Source organism: Streptomyces hygroscopicus subsp. hygroscopicus (genome assembly GCF_001553455.1).
Taxonomy (GTDB): Bacteria; Actinomycetota; Actinomycetes; order Streptomycetales; family Streptomycetaceae; genus Streptomyces; species Streptomyces hygroscopicus.
Map to the genome: position 1 here is coordinate 58,217 of NZ_BBOX01000030.1, position 18,484 is coordinate 76,700.

At 71.5% G+C, this 18,484-nt stretch carries 15 protein-coding genes and 2 pseudogenes; 8 read left to right on the forward strand and 9 right to left on the reverse strand.

Annotation, left to right across the window (positions count from 1 at the left end; all coding sequences use genetic code 11):
* Positions 1-5: 5 nt before the first annotated feature.
* Positions 6-1,613 carry a PucR family transcriptional regulator gene (locus tag AXW62_RS04625; protein WP_060943350.1) on the reverse strand — a complete coding sequence of 536 codons (1,608 nt, stop codon included), beginning with the start codon at positions 1,611-1,613 and terminating at the stop codon, positions 6-8.
* Positions 1,614-1,742: 129 nt separating this feature from the next.
* On the opposite strand from AXW62_RS04625, the gene hisD reads away from it, so the two are divergent.
* The 5 genes and pseudogenes from hisD to AXW62_RS45465 all read left to right on the forward strand — a co-directional run.
* Positions 1,743-3,068 carry a histidinol dehydrogenase gene (gene hisD / locus AXW62_RS04630; RefSeq protein ID WP_060943351.1) on the forward strand — a complete coding sequence of 442 codons (1,326 nt, stop codon included), beginning with the start codon at positions 1,743-1,745 and terminating at the stop codon, positions 3,066-3,068.
* Between the two features lie 95 nt (positions 3,069-3,163).
* Complete coding sequence (locus tag AXW62_RS04635) at positions 3,164-4,774, forward strand: APC family permease (protein WP_079115473.1); 1,611 nt, start codon at positions 3,164-3,166, stop codon at positions 4,772-4,774.
* Complete coding sequence (locus tag AXW62_RS04640; protein WP_060943352.1) at positions 4,771-5,439, forward strand: ThuA domain-containing protein; 669 nt, start codon at positions 4,771-4,773, stop codon at positions 5,437-5,439. The genes AXW62_RS04635 and AXW62_RS04640 overlap by 4 nt, the downstream gene beginning before the upstream one ends.
* A 38-nt stretch (positions 5,440-5,477) precedes the next feature.
* Positions 5,478-7,265, forward strand: coding sequence for a thiamine pyrophosphate-binding protein (locus AXW62_RS04645; RefSeq protein ID WP_060943353.1), 1,788 nt, complete (start codon positions 5,478-5,480; stop codon positions 7,263-7,265).
* A 225-nt stretch (positions 7,266-7,490) separates the two neighbouring features.
* A pseudogene (locus AXW62_RS45465) lies at positions 7,491-7,613 on the forward strand (decarboxylase); the annotation flags it as partial.
* Positions 7,614-7,689: 76 nt separating this feature from the next.
* On the opposite strand, the gene AXW62_RS04650 reads toward AXW62_RS45465, so the two are convergent.
* From AXW62_RS04650 to AXW62_RS04660, 3 genes are all read right to left on the reverse strand, one after another.
* Positions 7,690-7,884 carry a hypothetical protein gene (locus AXW62_RS04650; RefSeq protein ID WP_143712746.1) on the reverse strand — a complete coding sequence of 65 codons (195 nt, stop codon included), beginning with the start codon at positions 7,882-7,884 and terminating at the stop codon, positions 7,690-7,692.
* A gap of 289 nt (positions 7,885-8,173) precedes the next feature.
* A complete protein-coding gene (locus AXW62_RS04655; protein ID WP_060943355.1) occupies positions 8,174-9,007 on the reverse strand; it encodes a MerR family transcriptional regulator in 834 nt (277 codons plus the stop codon).
* Between the two features lie 484 nt (positions 9,008-9,491).
* Positions 9,492-10,454: an AraC family transcriptional regulator gene (locus tag AXW62_RS04660; protein ID WP_060943356.1), complete on the reverse strand. Its 963-nt coding sequence runs from the start codon at positions 10,452-10,454 to the stop codon at positions 9,492-9,494.
* Between the two features lie 104 nt (positions 10,455-10,558).
* On the opposite strand from AXW62_RS04660, the gene AXW62_RS04665 reads away from it, so the two are divergent.
* The 3 genes and pseudogenes from AXW62_RS04665 (at position 10,559) to AXW62_RS04675 (ending at position 12,819) form a co-directional block, all read left to right on the forward strand.
* Entirely contained in the window at positions 10,559-11,497 is a 939-nt protein-coding gene (locus tag AXW62_RS04665; protein WP_214516838.1) for an MBL fold metallo-hydrolase, read from the forward strand.
* Positions 11,498-11,672: 175 nt separating this feature from the next.
* Positions 11,673-12,045, forward strand: a pseudogene (locus AXW62_RS40460) (MFS transporter); the annotation flags it as partial.
* Between the two features lie 81 nt (positions 12,046-12,126).
* Positions 12,127-12,819: an alpha/beta fold hydrolase gene (locus AXW62_RS04675; protein ID WP_338918912.1), complete on the forward strand. Its 693-nt coding sequence runs from the start codon at positions 12,127-12,129 to the stop codon at positions 12,817-12,819.
* A 116-nt stretch (positions 12,820-12,935) separates the two neighbouring features.
* Here the strand turns inward: AXW62_RS04675 and AXW62_RS04680 are convergent, their stop codons facing one another.
* The 5 genes from AXW62_RS04680 to AXW62_RS04700 all read right to left on the reverse strand — a co-directional run.
* A complete protein-coding gene (locus AXW62_RS04680; RefSeq protein WP_060943359.1) occupies positions 12,936-13,379 on the reverse strand; it encodes a nuclear transport factor 2 family protein in 444 nt (147 codons plus the stop codon).
* A 26-nt stretch (positions 13,380-13,405) separates the two neighbouring features.
* Positions 13,406-13,621 (reverse strand): ferredoxin, encoded by a 216-nt coding sequence (locus tag AXW62_RS04685; RefSeq protein ID WP_060943360.1) that lies wholly within the window; start codon positions 13,619-13,621, stop codon positions 13,406-13,408.
* The gene (locus AXW62_RS04690; RefSeq protein WP_060943361.1) at positions 13,618-14,838 is read right to left on the reverse strand and encodes a cytochrome P450; all 1,221 of its coding nucleotides are present in this window, start codon (positions 14,836-14,838) and stop codon (positions 13,618-13,620) included. The genes AXW62_RS04685 and AXW62_RS04690 overlap by 4 nt, the downstream gene beginning before the upstream one ends.
* A gap of 301 nt (positions 14,839-15,139) precedes the next feature.
* The gene (locus AXW62_RS04695; RefSeq protein WP_060943362.1) at positions 15,140-17,875 is read right to left on the reverse strand and encodes an AAA family ATPase; all 2,736 of its coding nucleotides are present in this window, start codon (positions 17,873-17,875) and stop codon (positions 15,140-15,142) included.
* The coding region (locus tag AXW62_RS04700) for a helix-turn-helix transcriptional regulator (RefSeq protein WP_169808109.1) at positions 17,872-18,484 on the reverse strand (613 nt) is incomplete at its 5' end. The genes AXW62_RS04695 and AXW62_RS04700, both read right to left, overlap by 4 nt.

Consider the following 18,484-nt stretch of genomic DNA (forward strand, 5'->3'; position numbering starts at 1 on the left):
GGCGGTCACGTCCGTCGCAGGGCCGGCCTGCGCAGCAGGTCGTGGCCGCGTACGGCCAGTTGCAGCCGCTGCTGGTTGTCGACCCGGGTGAGGTCGAGGCCGAGAATCTCGGAGAGCCGTTCGAGGCGGTGGTAGAGGGTGCGTCGCTGGACGAAGAGCGCGTCGGCCGCACGCGCCTTGTTGCCACCGCAGTCGAGGAAGGTGCGCAGGGTGGGCAGCAGCGGGTTCTTCACCAGTGCGTCGTGTTCCAGCAGCGGGCCCAGCTCGTCCTCGACATAACGTCTGAGCTCGGGGCCTTCGGAGAGCGCCACGAGCAGCCGCAGCGCCCCCAGGTCGTCGAAGTGGCGCACCTCCGCGGTGGTGGCCGCCGCCGCGACAGAGGCGGCGCTTCGGCTCTGGCGCAGCGCCAGCGGCAGCGCCGCGGGCTCCACGACCCTGCTGATGCCGCCGCGCAGACCGTGCTCGGCCAGGACGGTGCGCACCTCGGCCGCGTCACCGGGTCCGGACAGGCCGACGACCGCCATGTCGAAGTCCCCGGTGTCGCCCACGATGGCAGGCCGGCCCGACTCCCACAGCAGCCGGGCCAGGGCGTGGTCCTGGGCCGGTTCGTCGTCCCCCGAGCAGACGGTGACGACGATCAGGTCCCGGCCGCGCAGATCCTGCCCGAGCGCCAGGCCGAGGCTCACGAACTTCTCACCCGGGATGTCCCCGAGCAGCAGCCGGTTCAGCAGCGCCGTCTGGCGCTGGGAGGCCCGCGCGCCGCTCTCGCGTTCACTCACCAGCGTGATCGCCACGGCCGCGGCGGCCCGCTCCAGCGTGCGCAGCTCGGCCGGGCTCGGCTGCACTCCGCCGTGCAGCAGGTGCAGCCAGCCCCATGACTCGCCCCGCAGGATCACCGGCTGGCGGGCGCAGGGCACGACTTCGCGGAACGACGCCGCCGGCACGTTGGGGACCTCGCGGCCGTGCGTCACGAGGGAGTGGTGGCGTTCGTGGATGGCCCGGGAGTGCGCGCTCCACTCGTCGACGAGCCGGTCGGCCTCCGGGGTGGCGCCTCCGTACGCGAGCATCTGGTGGGCGACGTCCTCCAGCACCACGGGCCGCCCGGTTTTGCGGGCCAGTTCCCTGACCACGCCCACGTAGTCCTCGTCGGCCAGCAGCAGGTCCATGAACGCCTGGCTGGTGGCCTCCTCGGCGATCAGCTGCTTGACGCGCATGCCGACCAGCACCTCGTGGATCTGGGCCGATGTCTCGACGAAGGGGATCTCGTCGGCCAGTCCCACCAAGGGCAGGCCGACCGCCTCGGCCTCCTCGACAGCGGCCTGCGGCATGGTGTCGAACATGCGCCCGGCCAGCTCGACGACGAGGACGGCCGCGTGGGCGTCCGCGAGCCGCCGGACGAAGGCCCGCTGCTGAAGCGCCGTGTCGCCCATGCCGAGGCCGGCCGTCAGCAGCATCTCCTGGCCCGTGAGGAAGCGGTGGATGTCCGGGATCTCCCCGGTGTGCACCCAGCGCACGGGGCGGTCGAGATTGCGCCCTCCGGCGTAGACGCGCACCTCGGTGCGGGTGAACACCTCAAGTTGCAGTGCGGCGCGAACCGTCAGGACATCAGTCATGTGCGCATTACCTCAGAGTGTGCAGGATCTGCGGCCAATATTGCACACCCTGTGCCTGTCGCCCCACCCCCGTGTTTACCCAGACTTCAGGTCGAGCCCGCAGGCACGATCACCTACCAGGAGTGCAGAGTGTCCTCATCACGCACAATCATCAAGGCTCCGGCAGCCTCGGAGCCGACACGGACCAGCCGTCCGGAAATCGTCGAGACCGTCGCGGAGGTCATCGCCGACGTGCGCGCCCACGGCGATGCCGCCGTGCGCCGCTGGTCGCAGAAGTTCGACCAGTGGAATCCGCCGTCCTTCCGGCTGGGCCCCGACGAGATCGCCGCTGTGGTCTCCTCCGTCCCGGAGACGGTCCTCGACGATCTGCGGTTCGCCCAGCAGCAGGTCCGCGGCTTCGCCCAGGCGCAGCGGGACTCGCTCACCGACTTCGAGGTCGAGACCCTGCCCGGGGTGTTCCTGGGCCAGCGCAACATCCCCGTCGGTGCGTCCGGCGCGTATGTGCCCGGCGGCCGCTATCCGCTCACCGCGTCGGCCCACATGACCGTCCTGACGGCCAAGGTCGCCGGTGTGGAGCGGGTCGCCGCGACGACCCCGCCGGACCGCGGCGCCCCGCCGGCCGTCAGCATCGCCGCGATGCACCTGGCCGGCGCGGACGAGATCTACGTCATGGGCGGTGTCCAGGCCGTGGCGGCCCTGGCCCTGGGCACCGAGACGATCGACTCGGTCGACATGTTCGCCGGCCCCGGCAACGCCTACGTGGCCGAAGCCAAGCGCCAGCTCTTCGGTGAGGTCGGGATCGACCTGTTCGCCGGCCCCACCGAAGTAGTGATCGTCGCAGACCACACCGCCGACCCGTTCGTGGTGGCCACCGACCTGCTGTCCCAGGCCGAGCACGGGCCGGACTCTCCCGTGGTCCTCATCACCACCTCCGAGGACGTGGCCACGCGCACCATCGCCTGGGTGGAGAAACTGCTGCCGGACCTGCCCACCGGCGAGGTCGCCGGGCGGGCCTGGCGCGACTGCGGCGAGGTCATCGTGGTTCCCACCCTCACCACCGCCTACGACCTCGCCGACCGGTACGCCAGCGAGCACGTCCAGATCCTCACGGCCGAGCCCCGCGAGGCCCTGCACCGGATGCGCAACTACGGCGCCCTCTTCCTTGGCGACAAGACATGTGTCGCATACGGTGACAAAGTCATCGGCACCAATCACGTACTGCCCACCCTGGGGGCGGCCCGTTACACCGGCGGTCTCTGGGTCGGCAAGTATCTCAAGACGGTGACCTACCAGGAGATCAGGGACGCCGGGGCCAGCGCCCGGCTCGGCGAGATATGCGGCAGGGCGTCCCGCATCGAGAACTTCGAGGGACACGCGCGCTCGGCCGACGTCCGCGCCGCGCGCTACGGATCAGCCTCGCTGGACTGGGCCGATTACCCCCTCGACCAGGTCTGACCCGCGATGACGGACCAGGGCTTACACCGGACCGCAGGCGCGGCGCGGCATCCGTTCCTAAAGGAGCACCTCACCCCCGACCCCCGGAGATCGTCATGTCAGCAACAGAGAACGAGGCGCACACGGCGCCCAGATCCCACCGCGTCCCCCCCTCGGGCGGGACCCCAGGCCTTGTCTCCTCGGCCGAGGACGCGGAACTGCTCGCCGCGCTGGGCTACGAGCAGCGCTTCGACCGCAAGGTCAGCCTGTGGGCGAACTTCGCCCTCGGCTTCGTGTACCTCTCGCCCCTCGTGGGCATCGTGTCCCTCTTCGCACTCGGTCTGTCGACCGTCGGCGGGCCGTCCGTCTTCTGGATAGCCATCGTCGGAGCCGGGCAGTTCCTCGTCGCGCTGGTCTTCGGGGAGGTCGTCTCGCAGTTCCCGCTCGCCGGCGGGCTCTACCAGTGGGTCCGAAGGCTCTGGAACGGGCGCTACGCCTGGTTCAACGCGTGGACCTACATCTGCTGCATCACCATCGGCATCACCAGTACCGCGCTGTTCAGCTCGGACTTCGTGGCCAGCCTCTTCGGCGGGACCGCCGATGAGCCGGGCATCAGTTCCACCCCCACCCAGCGCCTCTGGATCGCGATCGGCATGACCGTCGTCTGTCTGGTCTGCAACTGCTTCGGCACCAGGACACTGGCCCTGATCTCCAAGATCGGGCTCGCCGCGGAACTGATCGGCATCGTTCTCGTGGGCCTGTACCTGCTGATCTTCGAGCGGCGCAACTCCGTCTCGATCTTCTTCGAGACCAGCAGCTCCACCCACGACAACTACTTCATGGCTTTCATCGCCGCCTCACTCGTCGGGCTGTTCCTCTTCTACGGCTTCGAGGCATGCGGCGAGATCGCCGAAGAGGTCCCCAACCCCTCCCGCAGCATCCCCCGGGCCATGCAGCTGACCGTGGCCGTCGGCGGAGTGGCCGCGCTCCTCGCGTTCGTCGGCTACGCGCTCGCGGCCCCCGACCTGCCCTCGATCCTCTCGGGCAAGGACGCCAACCCGATCCCGGCGATCCTGCAGAGCTCGGTCGGCACCGTGGGCACGAAGGCGGTGCTCATGGTCAGCATCACCTCCTTCATCGCGGGCGTCATGAGCCAGCAGGCCGCTGCGAGCCGGATCGTCTTCTCCTTCGCCCGCGACGACATGTTCCCGGGCTCCCGAGTCTTCTCGCAGATCTCCCGCAAGCACCGTGTCCCCCTGAACGCACTGCTGGCCGTGAACGTCGTTCCCCTGGCGATCTTCGTGTTCGTGTACTACTCGCCCGATTCGCTCACCAAGATCGTGGCCTTCCAGATGCTGGCCGGATACGCGGCCTTCATGATGGTGGTGCTCGCCGCGCTGCGGATGCGCCTGAAGGGATGGCGTCCCGCCGGCGCCTGGACCCTCGGCCGCTGGGGATTCGTGGTCAACGTGGCGGCCCTGGCCTACGGCGTCCTCGGGATGGTTCTGCTCGCCTGGCCCACCGGCGACGCCGGAACCCCGCTCCTGGACCGGTGGATCGCGCTGATCGGCTTCCTCGTCGTCTCGGTCGTGGGCCTCGTCTACTTGCTGGCCGGGAAGCCCGAGCGCAAGTCCACCGCACCGGAAGGTGACGCCCTGGAGATCGCCGAGCAGCTGCGCGCCCGCGCCGCGGCCCTCACGCCCACCACCGGAGGGAACATCGTATGACCCGCGTTCTGTACCTGTACGGAGGCTGGCCGGGGCACAAGCCCTACCAGGTCGCCGAGGAATGGGCCGTGCCGATCTTCAGGGACCTGGGCTTCGACGTCGACGAGACCAACGACATCTTCGCGCTCGACGCCGACCTCACCGGCTACGACCTCATCGCGCTCAACTGGAACAACGCCCTCCTGTCCGAGGGGCTGACAGCCGCCCAGGAGGCGAGTCTGCTGGGGGCAGTGGAGGCCGGCACCGGGATCGCCGCCTGGCACGGCGCTGCCGCCGCGTTCCGGACGAGCCTGAAGTACCACTGGCTGATCGGCGGCAGCTTTCTCGAACACCCCGCGGGCGAAGGCGTGAAGTACCCCTACCAGGTCACCGTCACGGACACCGGCCACCCGATCACCGACGGCGTGAAGGATTTCCAGGTCGCCTCCGAGCAGTACTACATGTCCGTCGACCCCAACAACCACGTCCTCGCGGAGACCACCTTCACCGGTGAGCACCTGCCCTGGCTGGAGGGCCGGACCATCCCGCAGGCCTGGACCCGCACCTGGGGACAGGGCCGTGTCTTCTACAGTGCGGTCGGACACGACCTCGACGACCTGCAGAACCCGGACGTCACCCGGCTGTGCGCGCAGGGCTTCGCCTGGGCCGCCCGCCGGGGCGCCTGACTCCCCACCACCCGAACCGACCCGACTGGGAGCACCCCATGCCTGTCCTCACCGGAGGCCAGATCGTTGCGCGGACCCTGCGCAACTACGGAGTCGACTACGTCGCCGGCATTCCCGGCCACGGCATCTGGTCGCTGACCGACGCCTTCCTCGACGACGAATCCAAGATTCCCTTCATCCAGACCTTCCACGAGCAGAGCGCCGTCCACCTCGCGGACGGCTACTACCGGGTCACCGGCCGCCCGCAGGCCGCGGTGACCTCCATCGGCGCCGGCGCCAGCAACACCGTCATCGGCATGGCCACCGCCTTCACCGACTCCACCAGCGTCCTGGTCATCACCGGCGGCCCGCCGACCCATATGCGCGGTCACGGACTGCTCCAGGAGCTCGACCGCTACACGGCCAACGACTTCCCCAAGGTGGCCGAAGCCGTCAGCAAACGGCACTGGGTTGTCACCCGTGTCGAGGAGCTTCCCTTCGTCCTGCACCGCTGTTTCAACTCCATGCTGACCGGCCGTCCGGGCCCGGTGCACCTCGAAGTCCCGATGGACGTGCAGGCCGAGGCCGCGCACGTGGAGCTCCACGACCTTGAACGGCGCCTCCCCGTCGGCCGCCAGCACCCCGACCCCGACGCCGTGGAACGCGCTGTCGACGTGCTGCGCGCGGCCACCCGGCCGGTCATCGTGGTCGGCGGCGGTGCGATCACCTCCGAGGCGTCCGACCAGGTCCTCGCCCTCGCCGAGCGGTGGAAGATCCCGGTCGTCACCACATGGAACGGGAAGAGCGCCTTCCCGGAGGACCACGAACTGTTCGCGGGCAGCGTCGGCCAGACCGGCACGATCGTCGGCAACGCCATCGCCGGCTCCGCCGACGTCGTCGTCTCCGTCGGCTGTCGCTTCACCGACTGGTCCGCCTCCAGCTACGCCAAGGGCGTCACCTTCTCCATCCCGCCCGCGAAGCTGATCCACATCGACATCGACCCGCACGAGATCGGCAAGAACTACCCGGCCGAGGTCGGCATCGTCGCGGACGCGCAACGGGCGGTCGCCGCCATCGTGGACTCGCTGCCCGCCAAGGGCGCCGACCGCACCGAGTACCTGGCCGAACTCGCCGCGCTCAAGGAGCAGTGGGAGGAGAAGCTCGCCAGCCGCCGCGACAGCGACCGCTTCCCGTTCACCTCGCAGCGCCCGCTGGGCGCCCTGCGCTCCGTCCTCCCGCGCGATGCGATCATCGTTGCCGGTTCGGGCAACACCCAGGGCGCGGTCAAGCAGACCTTCCCGGTCTACTCGCCGCGCACGCACCTCACCTCCGGCGGCTTCTCCTCCATGGGCTGGGCCGTACCGGCCGCCATCGGTGCGAAACTGGCCCGGCCGGAGAGCCCCGTGGTGTGCGTGCTCGGCGACGGCGACTTCCTCATGACGGCCCAGGAGATCGCCCTGAGCGTCACCGCCGGCGCCCCGGTGGTCTTCGTCGTGCAGAACAACGCCGGCTACATGTCGATCCGCGGCGGCCAGCGCAAGCAGACCTCACGGCACATCGGCGTCGAGTTCTCGTACCCCGACGGCTCGCCGTACAGTCCCGACTTCGCCGCCATGGGCCGGTCCTTCGGGATCGAGTCGTGGAAGGTCAACGACGCCGCGTCGCTGGAACCGACCCTGCGCAAGGCCGTCCAGTCGGGCGCCCCGGCCCTGGTCGAGGTACCGACGGACCGCGACGCCGCCGGCCCCTGGGTGCCCGGCTGGTGGGACTTCCCGGTGCCGGCGTACATCACGGACGAGCGGCAGGACGAGTACCAGCGGACCAGGGCCACGGAACAGCACCTCTGACAGGGCGTTTGATGTAGGTGAATCACCCCTTACACGCCGGCAGTCCCTCGGCAGTCCCTCGCCAGGCGGGTATGGTCTCGTCCGTTACCCGCTTGGCGAGGTTGTCGATCGAAGCGATGCGGACCATGGCTTCGCGGACGGCGTTGAGGTCGGGCACGTCGGGGTAGCCCCACCGGTGGCGTCGCGCTTGAACCAGCTGTTCGGGAAGGCGAGGAAGCGGTGCCAGGCCACGCCACACCGCTGCTCAGGGGCGAGGAGCCGCCCTTCGCACGACGCGCCCACGAGGCCCTCGACGCCAAGCGCCGGATCGCGGCCGAGGTGTCCTCACAACCGTCTGACGAGGCCACCGCGCGGGGCGCACCGCACCGCACCGCGAACCGAGTGAGGACTTGCCCGACATGACCACCACCATCACGCGGGACGCTCACGCCGTCCTGCTGCCCGCGGTCGACGGATTCACCATCCCCGACTCCTTGGCCTCACTGCTCGCCTCCGGCACCCGCTCCGTGATCATCGGAGAGTCCCGCGCCGAGTACGTAGCCCGTGCCATGACCGAGGAGCGGCAGACAACCGAGACCCCGCAGCAGTTCACCGACTTCACCACACGGCTGCGCGCCATCGCCGGCGCGAGCGTGCTCGTCGCCGTCGACCAGGAGCCCTGGGGGACCAAGCGGCTGCACCGCCTCGTCCCCGGCCTGCCCGACTTCGGACCGGACACCGACCCGGCGGACGTGGAGCGTTCCGCCCACGAACTGGGCCGTGCCGCCCTGCGACTGGGCGTCAACACCTGGCGGTTCAGCTGCCCTTGGTCGCCCGCGCGGGAGCGGATTGACCGGTTCCTGATGTGGCCGGTCACGTACAGGCGGACGCGATGGGATGCCCGCCAGGTCGGTACCGGGCACAGGCGATCAACTGTCTGCGCAGGCGTCTTGGCCGACGAGTTGTGCCACGCGCTCCATGCAGCGCATGCGGGCAGGAGAGAAGTCGTAGGGCATCTTGGTGATCGCCTCCAAGGCGCTCATCTGCGTGTCCTCTGCCAGGTCGGCGTGGGTCTCGAAGAGCTCGTCATCGGCCGTGTCCAGCCCGGCTGCCGTGATGGCCCGCATGAGGGCCATGTGGTGGGTGTATCGCTGGACGGCGATTTCCTCGACGCGCGGGTCATCGGGGTCGACGCCGTCGTCGAGGGCGGCCTCAGCCGCGTCGAGACGGTCCTCCTCGGCCCGTAGGTCGGGATGGGTGGCCAGCGCGATGTACACGCTGGCCTGTAGTGCCGAGCCGAGCGGACCGAAGATCCGTTCCGTGACCAGCAGGGCCTCCATGTCGGCGGCGCGCAATGCGCCAGGGGGCAGGTGGCTGAGCCGATCCGTCACCAGCTTGGAGAGCAGGCCCTGCGGGCTGCCCACAGCCCGCAGGCGCCCGACGGCCGAGCGCTGACGTTTGATGTCGGCCTCCTGGGCGGCCAGGGATTCCTCCAGCCGGGCCAGGGTCTCCTCGATGTCACCGGATTCGTCGAAGGCAGCTCGCATGTCGTCCAGACTGATGCCGGCCTCCGCCATTCTGCGGATCCACAACAGGCGGATCATGTCGTCGTAGCCGTAGCGGCGGCGGCCGTCTGCACCGCGCTCGGGTTCCGGCAGCAGACCGATCTGGTGGTAGTGGCGGATAGCGCGTGGGGTGGTCCCGGCGAAGGCGGCAGCAGCGCCGATCTTGACCTGGCGGGGCGGTGTGACGGAGGGGTACATCGCAGACGGAGCCTTTCGTTCTGTGTCTCTCGACGACACCACATGCCGCTACGGCAGGTGCAACAACGCACCACCCGGGTTCCACCGACCGCGAGGCCCTGACCACCGCCGGGACCGATCACTGTAACGAGGTATCCCGCATCCCACTGGCAGACCTCTGCGCTCTCGTCCGCCAGCCGTTGTGTGCCACGAATTACCACGGTGACATCGGTGGCCAGATAACTCCCCACCAAGTAGCCGCCGCTGGGGAATTCCAACTGGTCGCCGACACGGGGGTCCTCATCAGCCCTGGAGGGCTGGCAAACCGGTCCACGCGAGGGTCTCCTGGTCCTCGGTGCGGGGCCTCAACATCGTTCTGGGCGTGGTCGGCAGACGACTGGGTCCGCCTCATCGCCCCTGACCACAAGGAGTTCGAGGATGCCTGGCCCGGGTGGATGGCGTTCCCGGGCCCTGGGCCGTGATGGTGGAGCGCTGGCCGTGAGCGTCACTGCCTGACCGGGTTCCTGCTGTCCGTTGTTTCGACGTCAGCGGTTCGTCCCGCGGCCTGCGCCCGATACCGCCCCGGTGTGGTGCCGAACTCCCGTTGGAAGGCGTGTGAGAGCGCGTACGGGCTGCCGTAGCCGACTCGGCCGGCGATGGTGGCCAGGGTGTCCGGGGTGTCGCGGAGCAGGGTGGCGGCGCGGATCACACGCCACCAGGTCAGGTACGCCATCGGAGGGCGGCCGACCAGGGTGGTGAACCGGCGCGCCAGGGTGGGACGGGAGACGCCCGCCTCCGCCGCCAGACGATCGATGCTCCACGGCGCGGCCGGGTTCGCATGCAGCGCCCGCAGGGCGGCGGCCGCCACCGGGTCGCCCAGTACGCGGGGCCAGGCTCCGCTGCGGGCCTCGGTCATCCAGGCGCGGATCATGTAGACGAGGAGGAGGTCGAGCAGGCTCGGGAGCGCCACGCAGGAGCCGGGTCGCCTCTCATCCAGCTCACCGGCGAGCAGATCGATGGCGGCACGGAGTTCGAGGTGGCTGCTTACTCGGCTGGGAAGGTGGACGACCTCAGGCAGCTCTGCCATGAGCGGGTGCATGCGGCTGCAGTCGAGCCAGTACGTGCCGCAGAGCATCTCTGTCTCGCAACGATCGGGCTGGGTTCGCGGCTCTGTCTCCTCAAGCCATTGCTCGAACGGCACCGCCTTCTCCTCCGCGACCGCCGCATCGAGTGGGGAATCGGCGATCGCGTGGCCTGTGCCATGGGGCAGCAGCACCGCGTCACCCACGCCGAGCGGTATGGGGGCGCTGCCGTCGGTCAGTAGCCAGCAGTGGCCCTTGAGGACGATGTAGAAGCCCGCGCCGTCGTACGGGTCCAGTCGCGCGCACCAGCTCCCGCTTGTCCGCAGCCGGTGGAACCAGGGGTGCCCGAGGTGCACGGCAGAGATCGCATCGCTCACCACATCCATCCATCGAGGATATCTGCCGTATGAAGGATGAGACGGATTCGTATTTTCTTGAGCCGGATGCTTATTGAGACGATCGTTCGGCCTTTCTTAAGGTCGATCGCGTGATGAACGAGAACGAGAGTGTGCAGAGCATGGTGCTGGGGGACGTCGAGGTCATCCGGGTTGTTGAGTGGCACGAACCGTTCCTGCCTGCCTCCGGCATGTTCCCGGGGGCTGCCGCCGAGGTGTGGAAGGAGAACGAGGGCTGGCTGGCGCCGGACCACTGGGAGCCGGCCAGCGACTTGGTGGTGCTTGCTTTGCAGAGCTGGGTGCTGCGCAGCGCGGGCCGGACCGTCCTGGTCGACACCGGAGCGGGGAACGGGCGCGAGCGACCGGGCATGGGGCCGTTCCACCACGCCGGGAGTGATTTCCTCGGCCTCCTGGCGAGGGCCGGTGTCCGCCCGGAGGATGTCGACGTCGTCGTCAACACCCACCTCCACGTCGACCACGTCGGCTGGAACACCGTCGACGCGGACGGGCAGTGGGTACCGGCGTTCCCCAACGCCCAATACCTCATTCCGGCCGCCGACGACTTCCACTACGGTCCGGACAACGCGTACGGGAACGGCGCGCAGGAGGTCGACCGCCTGATCTACGAAGACAGCATCGCCCCCATCCACCAGGCCGGACAGGCCGTGCTGTGGGACGGCCTCCACCGCATCGACGAACACCTCTCCCTGGAGTCCGCACCCGGTCACACTCCCGGCTCATCCGTGCTGCGACTCGCATCCGGCGGCGACCGGGCCGTCTTCGTCGGAGATCTGCTGCACAGCCCGGTGCAGATCCTTGAGCCCTGCTGCAACAGCAGCGCCTGCCTGGCCCCGGAACAAGCGGTGACCAGCCGCCGTCGGATTCTGGGGAGGGCGGCTGACGAACGGGAGCTGCTCGTTCCGGCGCACTTCGGTGGCGCAGGGGCCCTGGAAGTACGACGGGACGGTGACAGGTTCGCCCTTGGCCCATGGGCAACAGCCGGCCGGAAGAAGAGTGCGTCCGCCGTCGAGTGAGCCGTGGCCTCACCCGCTCACCATTCCGCCGTCCTCCGAAGCCCTCGACGCCTCGGCGGACGGCGCGACCGTCGCCACCTGCGTCAGCCCGGGGAGTCCACGGGCTGAGCCGGGTGCATCGGCATCCGGCACGGAACCACCCACCCCTCGGTCTTGAGGCTGTTCCCTATGACGCCTCAGCCTCATGGTGATGGTCGTCGGCGCGCTGGTCAGCGCCCTCACCAGCGACCTGCTCACCATGACCGCAGGCCGGGCCCTCCAGGGCTTCGCCATGAGCGCGATACCCCTCGGCATTGGCCTGATGCGCGACATACCCCCGCGAGAAGCTTGGCTCGGCGATGGCCCTGATGAGCTCCTCCATGGGCGTCGGCGGCAGCCTCGCCCTGCCCGCCGCGGCCCTGGTCGCCCAGCACACCGACTGGCACGTCCTCTCCTACGGGGCCGCCGGCCTCGGCGTCCTCTGCATCGCCCTCACCCTCCTCGTCGTCCCCGAGTCCCCGACCCGCACGCAGGGCACCTTCGACGTCCTCGGTGCGACCGGGCTGTCCGATGCCGGCGGTGGTGATACTCCACGGCATGGAACGCGGCGACCTGCGCACGGAAAGCGTCGCCTGCCGCCCCGTTCGGAAGTGGGACGCCGCACTCGGCACGGCGGTCGTCGTCACCGGGACGGGGATGGCAGCCCTCTGCTTCGGATCGCCGAAACGGTGACCGATGCTTGTGATCAGCTCGGCCTCGAACGCTTCGCCCTCGTCGGTCTCTCCTTCGGCGGCGCGCTCAGTGTGCGGATCGCTCTGGACCGGCCCGGCCAGGTGTTCGCGGCCATGGCGCTCATGCCGTGGAACGCGGGCGGTACCGAGGCGGGCGATCCCGTCATCGAAGGGTTCCACAACTCCTTCCGTGACGTCGAAGCCATCACGCGGGCCACTGGGGCCATCTCGCTGGAGCCGGGCAAGACCACCGATGTCGTGCGCACGATGACGAGTGCCGTCACAGAGCGGTTCTGGCGCAGCTGGCTCGGGCCCGGTGGCGGTGCTTACACGAGCATGTCCGAGGAGCTGTCCGGGATCGCCGTGCCGGTGTGCTACGTCATCGGCGGCCGGGACACCATCGCCCCGCAGGACAAGTTGATCGCCGACGTCCGTGCGATGCCCGGAGGCCGGCTGGTCTTCCTGCCGGAGGCGGGACATCTCGCCCCTTACGAGTCTCCCGAGCTCGTCGCCCGGGAGATCCGCGAGTTCATCGGCCGCTACGCGACCACGCCGTCGCCGGGCGCGGATTCCGCGCCCGGGTCCTCGCCCAGCGCACGGCCGAGCAGATAGCGACGCCTTTCATGCCGCGCGCCGGGCGTCCGGCGGAACCGGGCTCGACCGGGGCGTAGGCGGGGTGCGTACGCCGCCCGCGCCCCACGTACGCCGCCCGCAGCCCGCGTACGCCGCTAGACCTCGGCGCCGGGCGGGGCCTCGTTACTGAGGGCCAGGGTGGTGAGCGGGTTCCAGTAGTCGCGGTAGTGCAGCACGAGCCCGTCGCGGACGCGCAGCACGGAGACGAAGGCGAGGTCGACCTGCTCGCCGGTGGCCGTCGCGGTGGACGTGCCGGCGAACTCGATGACGAGGACTTCCGGGTCCTTGGTCTCGTGCACCGTGAGGTCGGTGACCTCGCTGGTCCCCATCATCCGCGAGTAGTTCATGAAGTACTCGCGCACCGCCTCGCCGCCCTCGATCCGGCGGGGCCGGCCCGGCGGGGTGAAGGGGAACTCCATGACCGCCTCGGGGTGGACCAGGGTCAGAAACGTGGGGATGTCGTTGACGAGCAGCAGCTCCATGCAGCGGTTGAAGACGCCGACCGGCGTGGTGTCCGTGGTGTCCGTGGTGTCGGTCACGGGGAATGCGTCCCTTCGGGGTGGGGTCAGGTGCGGGCAGAGACGGTGGAGCCGTCCACCCGGAGCGCGCCGGACGGGCAGCGCTCCACCGCCTCGCGTACGGCCTCGTGTGTCTCCGGCGGCGGGGCCGGGTCCAGGACGACCACGGTCGCTTCCACCGGGTCCTGGTCGAAGATCTCGGGGACGGCCAGGGCGCACACCGCGGCCCCGATGCACCGGCCGGTGTCCGCCACGATCCTCATCGGGGAAGTACCTCGTCCCAGGCCGCGGGGACCTCCGCTGGTCCGCGGGCGGTGCTGTCGTCCCGGCACTCGATCTCGGACAGCGGCTTGACCAGCCGCAGGGACGGCACGCGGGTGGCGAGTCCGCGCAGCGCGGCGGTGAGCTGGACGCGGGCGATCTGCTGGGCCACACAGGCGTGCGCGCCGTGGCCGAAGCCGAGGTGCGGGCCCGGCTTGCGGGCCATGTCGAAGACGTCGCCGTCGGGCAGCAGGGCGGTGTCCCGGTTGGCCGACTGCACCGCCAGCACCACGTAGTCTCCCGCGGCGATCGGCTGCCCGTGCACCGTGGTGTCCTCGGTCGCCTGGCGCAGCAGGCCCGTGGGAGAGCCGAGGAAGCGGACGACCTCCTCGGCCGCGGTCGGGGCCAGGCCGGGGTCGGCGCACAGCCGCTCCCACCGCGACCGGTCCGAGAGCAGCATGAGCAGGCCGCCCGACAGACGCGAGGAGATGACGTCGAAGCCGAAGATGAACAGCGCGCCGTTCATCATGATCAGCTCATGGTCGCTCAGCGGCCGTTCGGCCTGGGCGTTGAAGGCGATCAGCCGGCTCACCACGTCGTCGCCGGGCTCGGCGCGGCGGGCGGCGACCAGCTCCTGCATGTAGACGTAGAGCGGGAGGAGGGCGGGCCCCAGCTCCTCGGTGGCCTTGCCGGTCGGGTCGAACAGGGCCTTGGCGGTGTCGTAGAACAGGTGCCGCGACTCCTGCGGGACCCCGATCAGCTCGGCGATCACCGTGGTGCTGATCAGGCGCGAGTAGTTGACGTGGAGGTCGTGCGGCTGCGCGGCGCCCTTCAGCCCGTCCAACGCGTCGTCCACCGTCTCCTGGACCAGCGGCGTGAGCTCGGCCAGGCGGCGGGGGTGCGACAGCTGCGGGGCGAAGTTGCGCCGGATGCGGATGTGCTCGGGACCGTCCATGCGCGTGAAGAGGTCGTCCACCGGCGACTCGGGGTCGAACCCCGGCATCACATGCGCGGTGGACCCCGGCCGGGCCGAGAAACGGCGCCCGTCTCCGAGCACCTCGCGCACCCCGGCGTAGTCGGAGACCAGCCAGGCGTCGAAGCCGGCCGGGGTGGAGACCCGGACGACTTCCCCCGAGGCGCGCAGCGCGGCGTACTCGGGCGGCGGGTCGAAGGGCAACTGCCGTTCCGGGGCCTGCGGCAACGGGGGGTGCGTGGTCACTGGTGACTCCTTATGACCTCTGGGGCATGTACCGACTGCGGTGTCTGGACTGTAACGGCGCCCGTTACGGGGCGGGCCGGATGCTGCCGAGGGATTTCCCGGGTTCGTACGGCGTTGCGAGCCGGGCGTGGGGTTCGGGCCGCGTGTCGTGAGCGGGGCGTGGGGTTCGGGCCGCGTGTCGTGAGCCGGGCGTGGGGTTCGGGCCGCGTGTCGCGGACCGGGCGTGGGGTTCGGGCCGCGTGTCGTGAGCGGGGCGCGGGGTTCGGGCCGCATGTCGCGAACCGGGCGCGGGGCCGGGCGGTCACCGGCCCGCGCCGGCCGGGTACTCGCCGGTCAGGATCGCCGTGGCCACGTCCACCCGGCTGCGGTAGCCGGTCCTGGCGAAGAGCCGGGTCAGTACGCCCTCGACGCTCTTCTCGCTGGTCTGGAGCACGGTGGCCAGCTGGCGGTTGGTCGAGCCCTCGGCGATCAGGGTGGCCAGCAGCCGGTCGTTCTCCGACACCGCCGCGGCGCGGTGGGGCACCGGCACGTCGTGTTCGCGCATCAGCCGGCGCAGGCGGTAGCGGTACAGCAGCGCGTCGAGACCGCCGTACAGCTCATAGGCCTCGCTCAGCAGCGACGTGGCGCCGCATCCGGTGGCGGCCACCACCGACAGCGTCCTGGCCAGGGCGCGCGGCTGACCCAGCGTCCGCGCCAGCGCCACGGCCCGGTCGGCCACGGCCGGATCGCGGTGGACGGCGACCCGGGCCAGCAGCGCGTTCACCGCGCCGTGCGCGGTCCCGAGAAGAGCGGCCGCCCGCTCGACGCCGGCCAGCCCCTCCTGGGCCGCCGCCGGGTCACCGCGGCTGACGGCCAGCCAGACACGGATGAGCCACAGGTCGCCGGTGCCGGCGACGACCGCGTCCTTGGCCGCGTGGGCCAGCCCGTCGGCGACGTGGGCCTCCGCCCGTTCCGGGTCGCCGAGGGTCCAGGCGATCTCGGCGTCCATGGCGTCCAGCAGGTGGCCCGACGTGGCCGGTTCGGCGCGGGCGGCGTCCAGCGCGGCCCGCGCGGCGGCCGGGCGCCCGCGGCCGAGCAGGATCCCGGCCACCGCGTGCTGGAGAGCGCCCGAGGCGGCCTCGGAGCCGGTACCCGTCCGCGCGTGGTACAACGCCTCGTCCCAGCGCCCGCGCTGCCAGGCGAGCAGGCCCCGGTCCACGCCGGACAGCCGGTCGGCCGGCAGCCGCGCGGCGGCCAGCACCCGTTCGGATCCCTCGGTCTCCTGACACACCAGCAGGGTCCGCACCCGCACCCGTGCCCACAGCTCCGGGCAGCGGACTGCCCACTTCGCACCGGGCGCCTCCAGCAGCTGCCGTAACCGGCCGGGGCGGCCGGTGACCGCCCCGGCGCAGGAGAGCAGCAGCTCGCCGACGGCCGCCGCGGCGGCGTCGCCCACCCAGGAGCCCCGGGCGCCGGCCAGCCGCCGGTACGCCTCGTCCCAGCGGCCGAGCAGGCACAGGGCGATCGCCCGGCCGACGGCCCGGGACGCCGCGTCGTGCCCCGTCTGCTGCTCGCCCGCGGCGATGCGCCGTACCGCCGCGACGTCCCGCAGCCCCCACAGGGCGGTCACCCGCACCAGCTGGGCGTCCAGGGCGGCGCCCGGCGGCAGTTGGCCGGCCCGCAGCCGCAGCAGCTGGTCCGCGCTGTGCGCGGCGGCCGCGTGATCCGCGGCCAGGCAGCCGGCGTTGGCGTGTTCCGCCAGGGCGACGGCGCGCTGCCGGGCGCCGACCGCAGACTCGACGGCCGCGGCAAGCCACCGGGCGGCGGGCCCGGGGGTGCGCGGCATCGCGGCCGTCCCCAGGGCGAGCAGTTCGGCGCCGATCCGCCCGGGTTCGCCGAGCGGCCGGCAGCGCATCAGCTGCTCGGCCCGGTAGTCGTCGGTGACGGGCCCCGCCTCGCCCGACCACAGCGCCGTGACGGCGGCCCGGGCCAGCTCGCGGCGCTCGTACGGGCCGAGAGCCCCGGCCAGCGCCTCGGCCCAGTACGGCACCGCGAACCGCCACCCCCGCCCGGCCGTCCGCAGGATGCCCTCCTCCACCAGCGTCTCCAGCGCCCGTACGGTCTCCCCGGGGTCAAGGCCGAGGGCGACCGCCGCCAGCCGGGGCAGCCGCTCGTGCAGGGGGTGCAGTACGGCGGCCGCCTTCGCGACGGTCCACACCGGTTCGGGCAGCAGCCGGAACCGCGCGAGCAGCGGATGGCCGGGCGGCAGCGGGGCGGGACCGGTGTGCCCGAGCAGATGGGCGCGGCCGTCGGCCACCTTCAGCGCCCCGGCGGCCGCGTAGCCGTCGATGGCCGCGTGGAGCGCCGCCGGGACGCCTCGGCTGTCCCGGCGCAGCCGGTTGGCGAGCGCGCGGTCGGGACGCGCCTGGAGGAGGTCGGCGGCGAGCCGGTCGGCCACCTGCCGGGGCAGCGGCGGCAGCGTCACCACGCGGGCCGCCCCCTCGGCCACCAGCCGCCGCAGCGCGGGCGGGAGAGGTGCCGCGACGGGGGAGCGTACGGCGCACACCCAATGCGCCGTCGACCGGTTCAGCCTGTGCACCAGCTGTTCCAGCACCTGACGCGAGGAGGCGTCCAGCCACTGCGCGTCGTCGACGAGGACGAGGAGGCCGGGGCGGGCCAGCAGCAGCCGGGCGAGTTCCGCGGTGACCTGCTCGATGCCGGTGGACCTCGCCGGTGCCTCGCGGTCCGGGCCGCGGCGCGCCGGAGCCTGCCGCCGGACCGCGACCGGCAGCCGGGTGAGGGCGGCGGCCAGGCGGGCGGCCGCCTGCAGCGGCACCATGCGGCCGTGCCGGGACAGCGGGAGCGTCAGCGTCGTCTGCCCGCGCCTGGCCGCCTCGCGCGCCACTTCCTCCAGCACCGCGGTGCGTCCCGTCCCGGCCGGTCCCGCCAGCACCGTCAGGACGGCCGGGCCGCGGCCCGCGTCGTCCGCGGCACCGGCGGGACCATCCACGAGTTCCCGGACCGTGTCCTCGCGGCCGACGACCGCGTGGCCGCTCATGTGGAGACCCGGGCCGGGCCCGCGGCGGTCAGCCGCCCGGCCAGGCTCGCCGTCGCCAGCTGCACCCGGGAGCGGCAGCCGGTCCGCGCGAACAGCCGGACCAGATGGTCCTCGATGGTCTTCTCGCTCATCCGCTCCCGCCGGGCTATCTGCCGGTTGGTCCAGCCCTCGCAGATCAGCTGGATGATCCGCAGCTCGGTGGGGGAGAACGTCTCGCGCCGCGCGCGCGGACGCGGGACGCTGACGCCCCGGCCCCGCATCAGCGTCCGGATCCGCCGGCGCAGATGCGCCGAGTCGAACGGCCCGGCCAGCTCGTACGCCTCGCGCAGCCACCTCCGGGCATCGCCGAGCTCGCCCGCCAGCAGACAGGCCGTCACCAGGGCGGGCTGGTGGGCGCGGCGGCGCGCCAGTTCGGCGCCCGCCTCGGCGGCGGCGGCGTCCCCGGCGACCACCGCCCGGGTCAGCAGGCGGGCCTCCGCCAGCAGCGGGTCGGGGTCCCCGGCGCAGCGGTGCTCGAGGTCGGCGAGCAGTTCGCGGGCGTGCCGGTGCTCTCCCGCGCTGACCGCCATCCGGGCCAGCCGCGGCAGCAGCCCGGCCACGCCGTGGCGG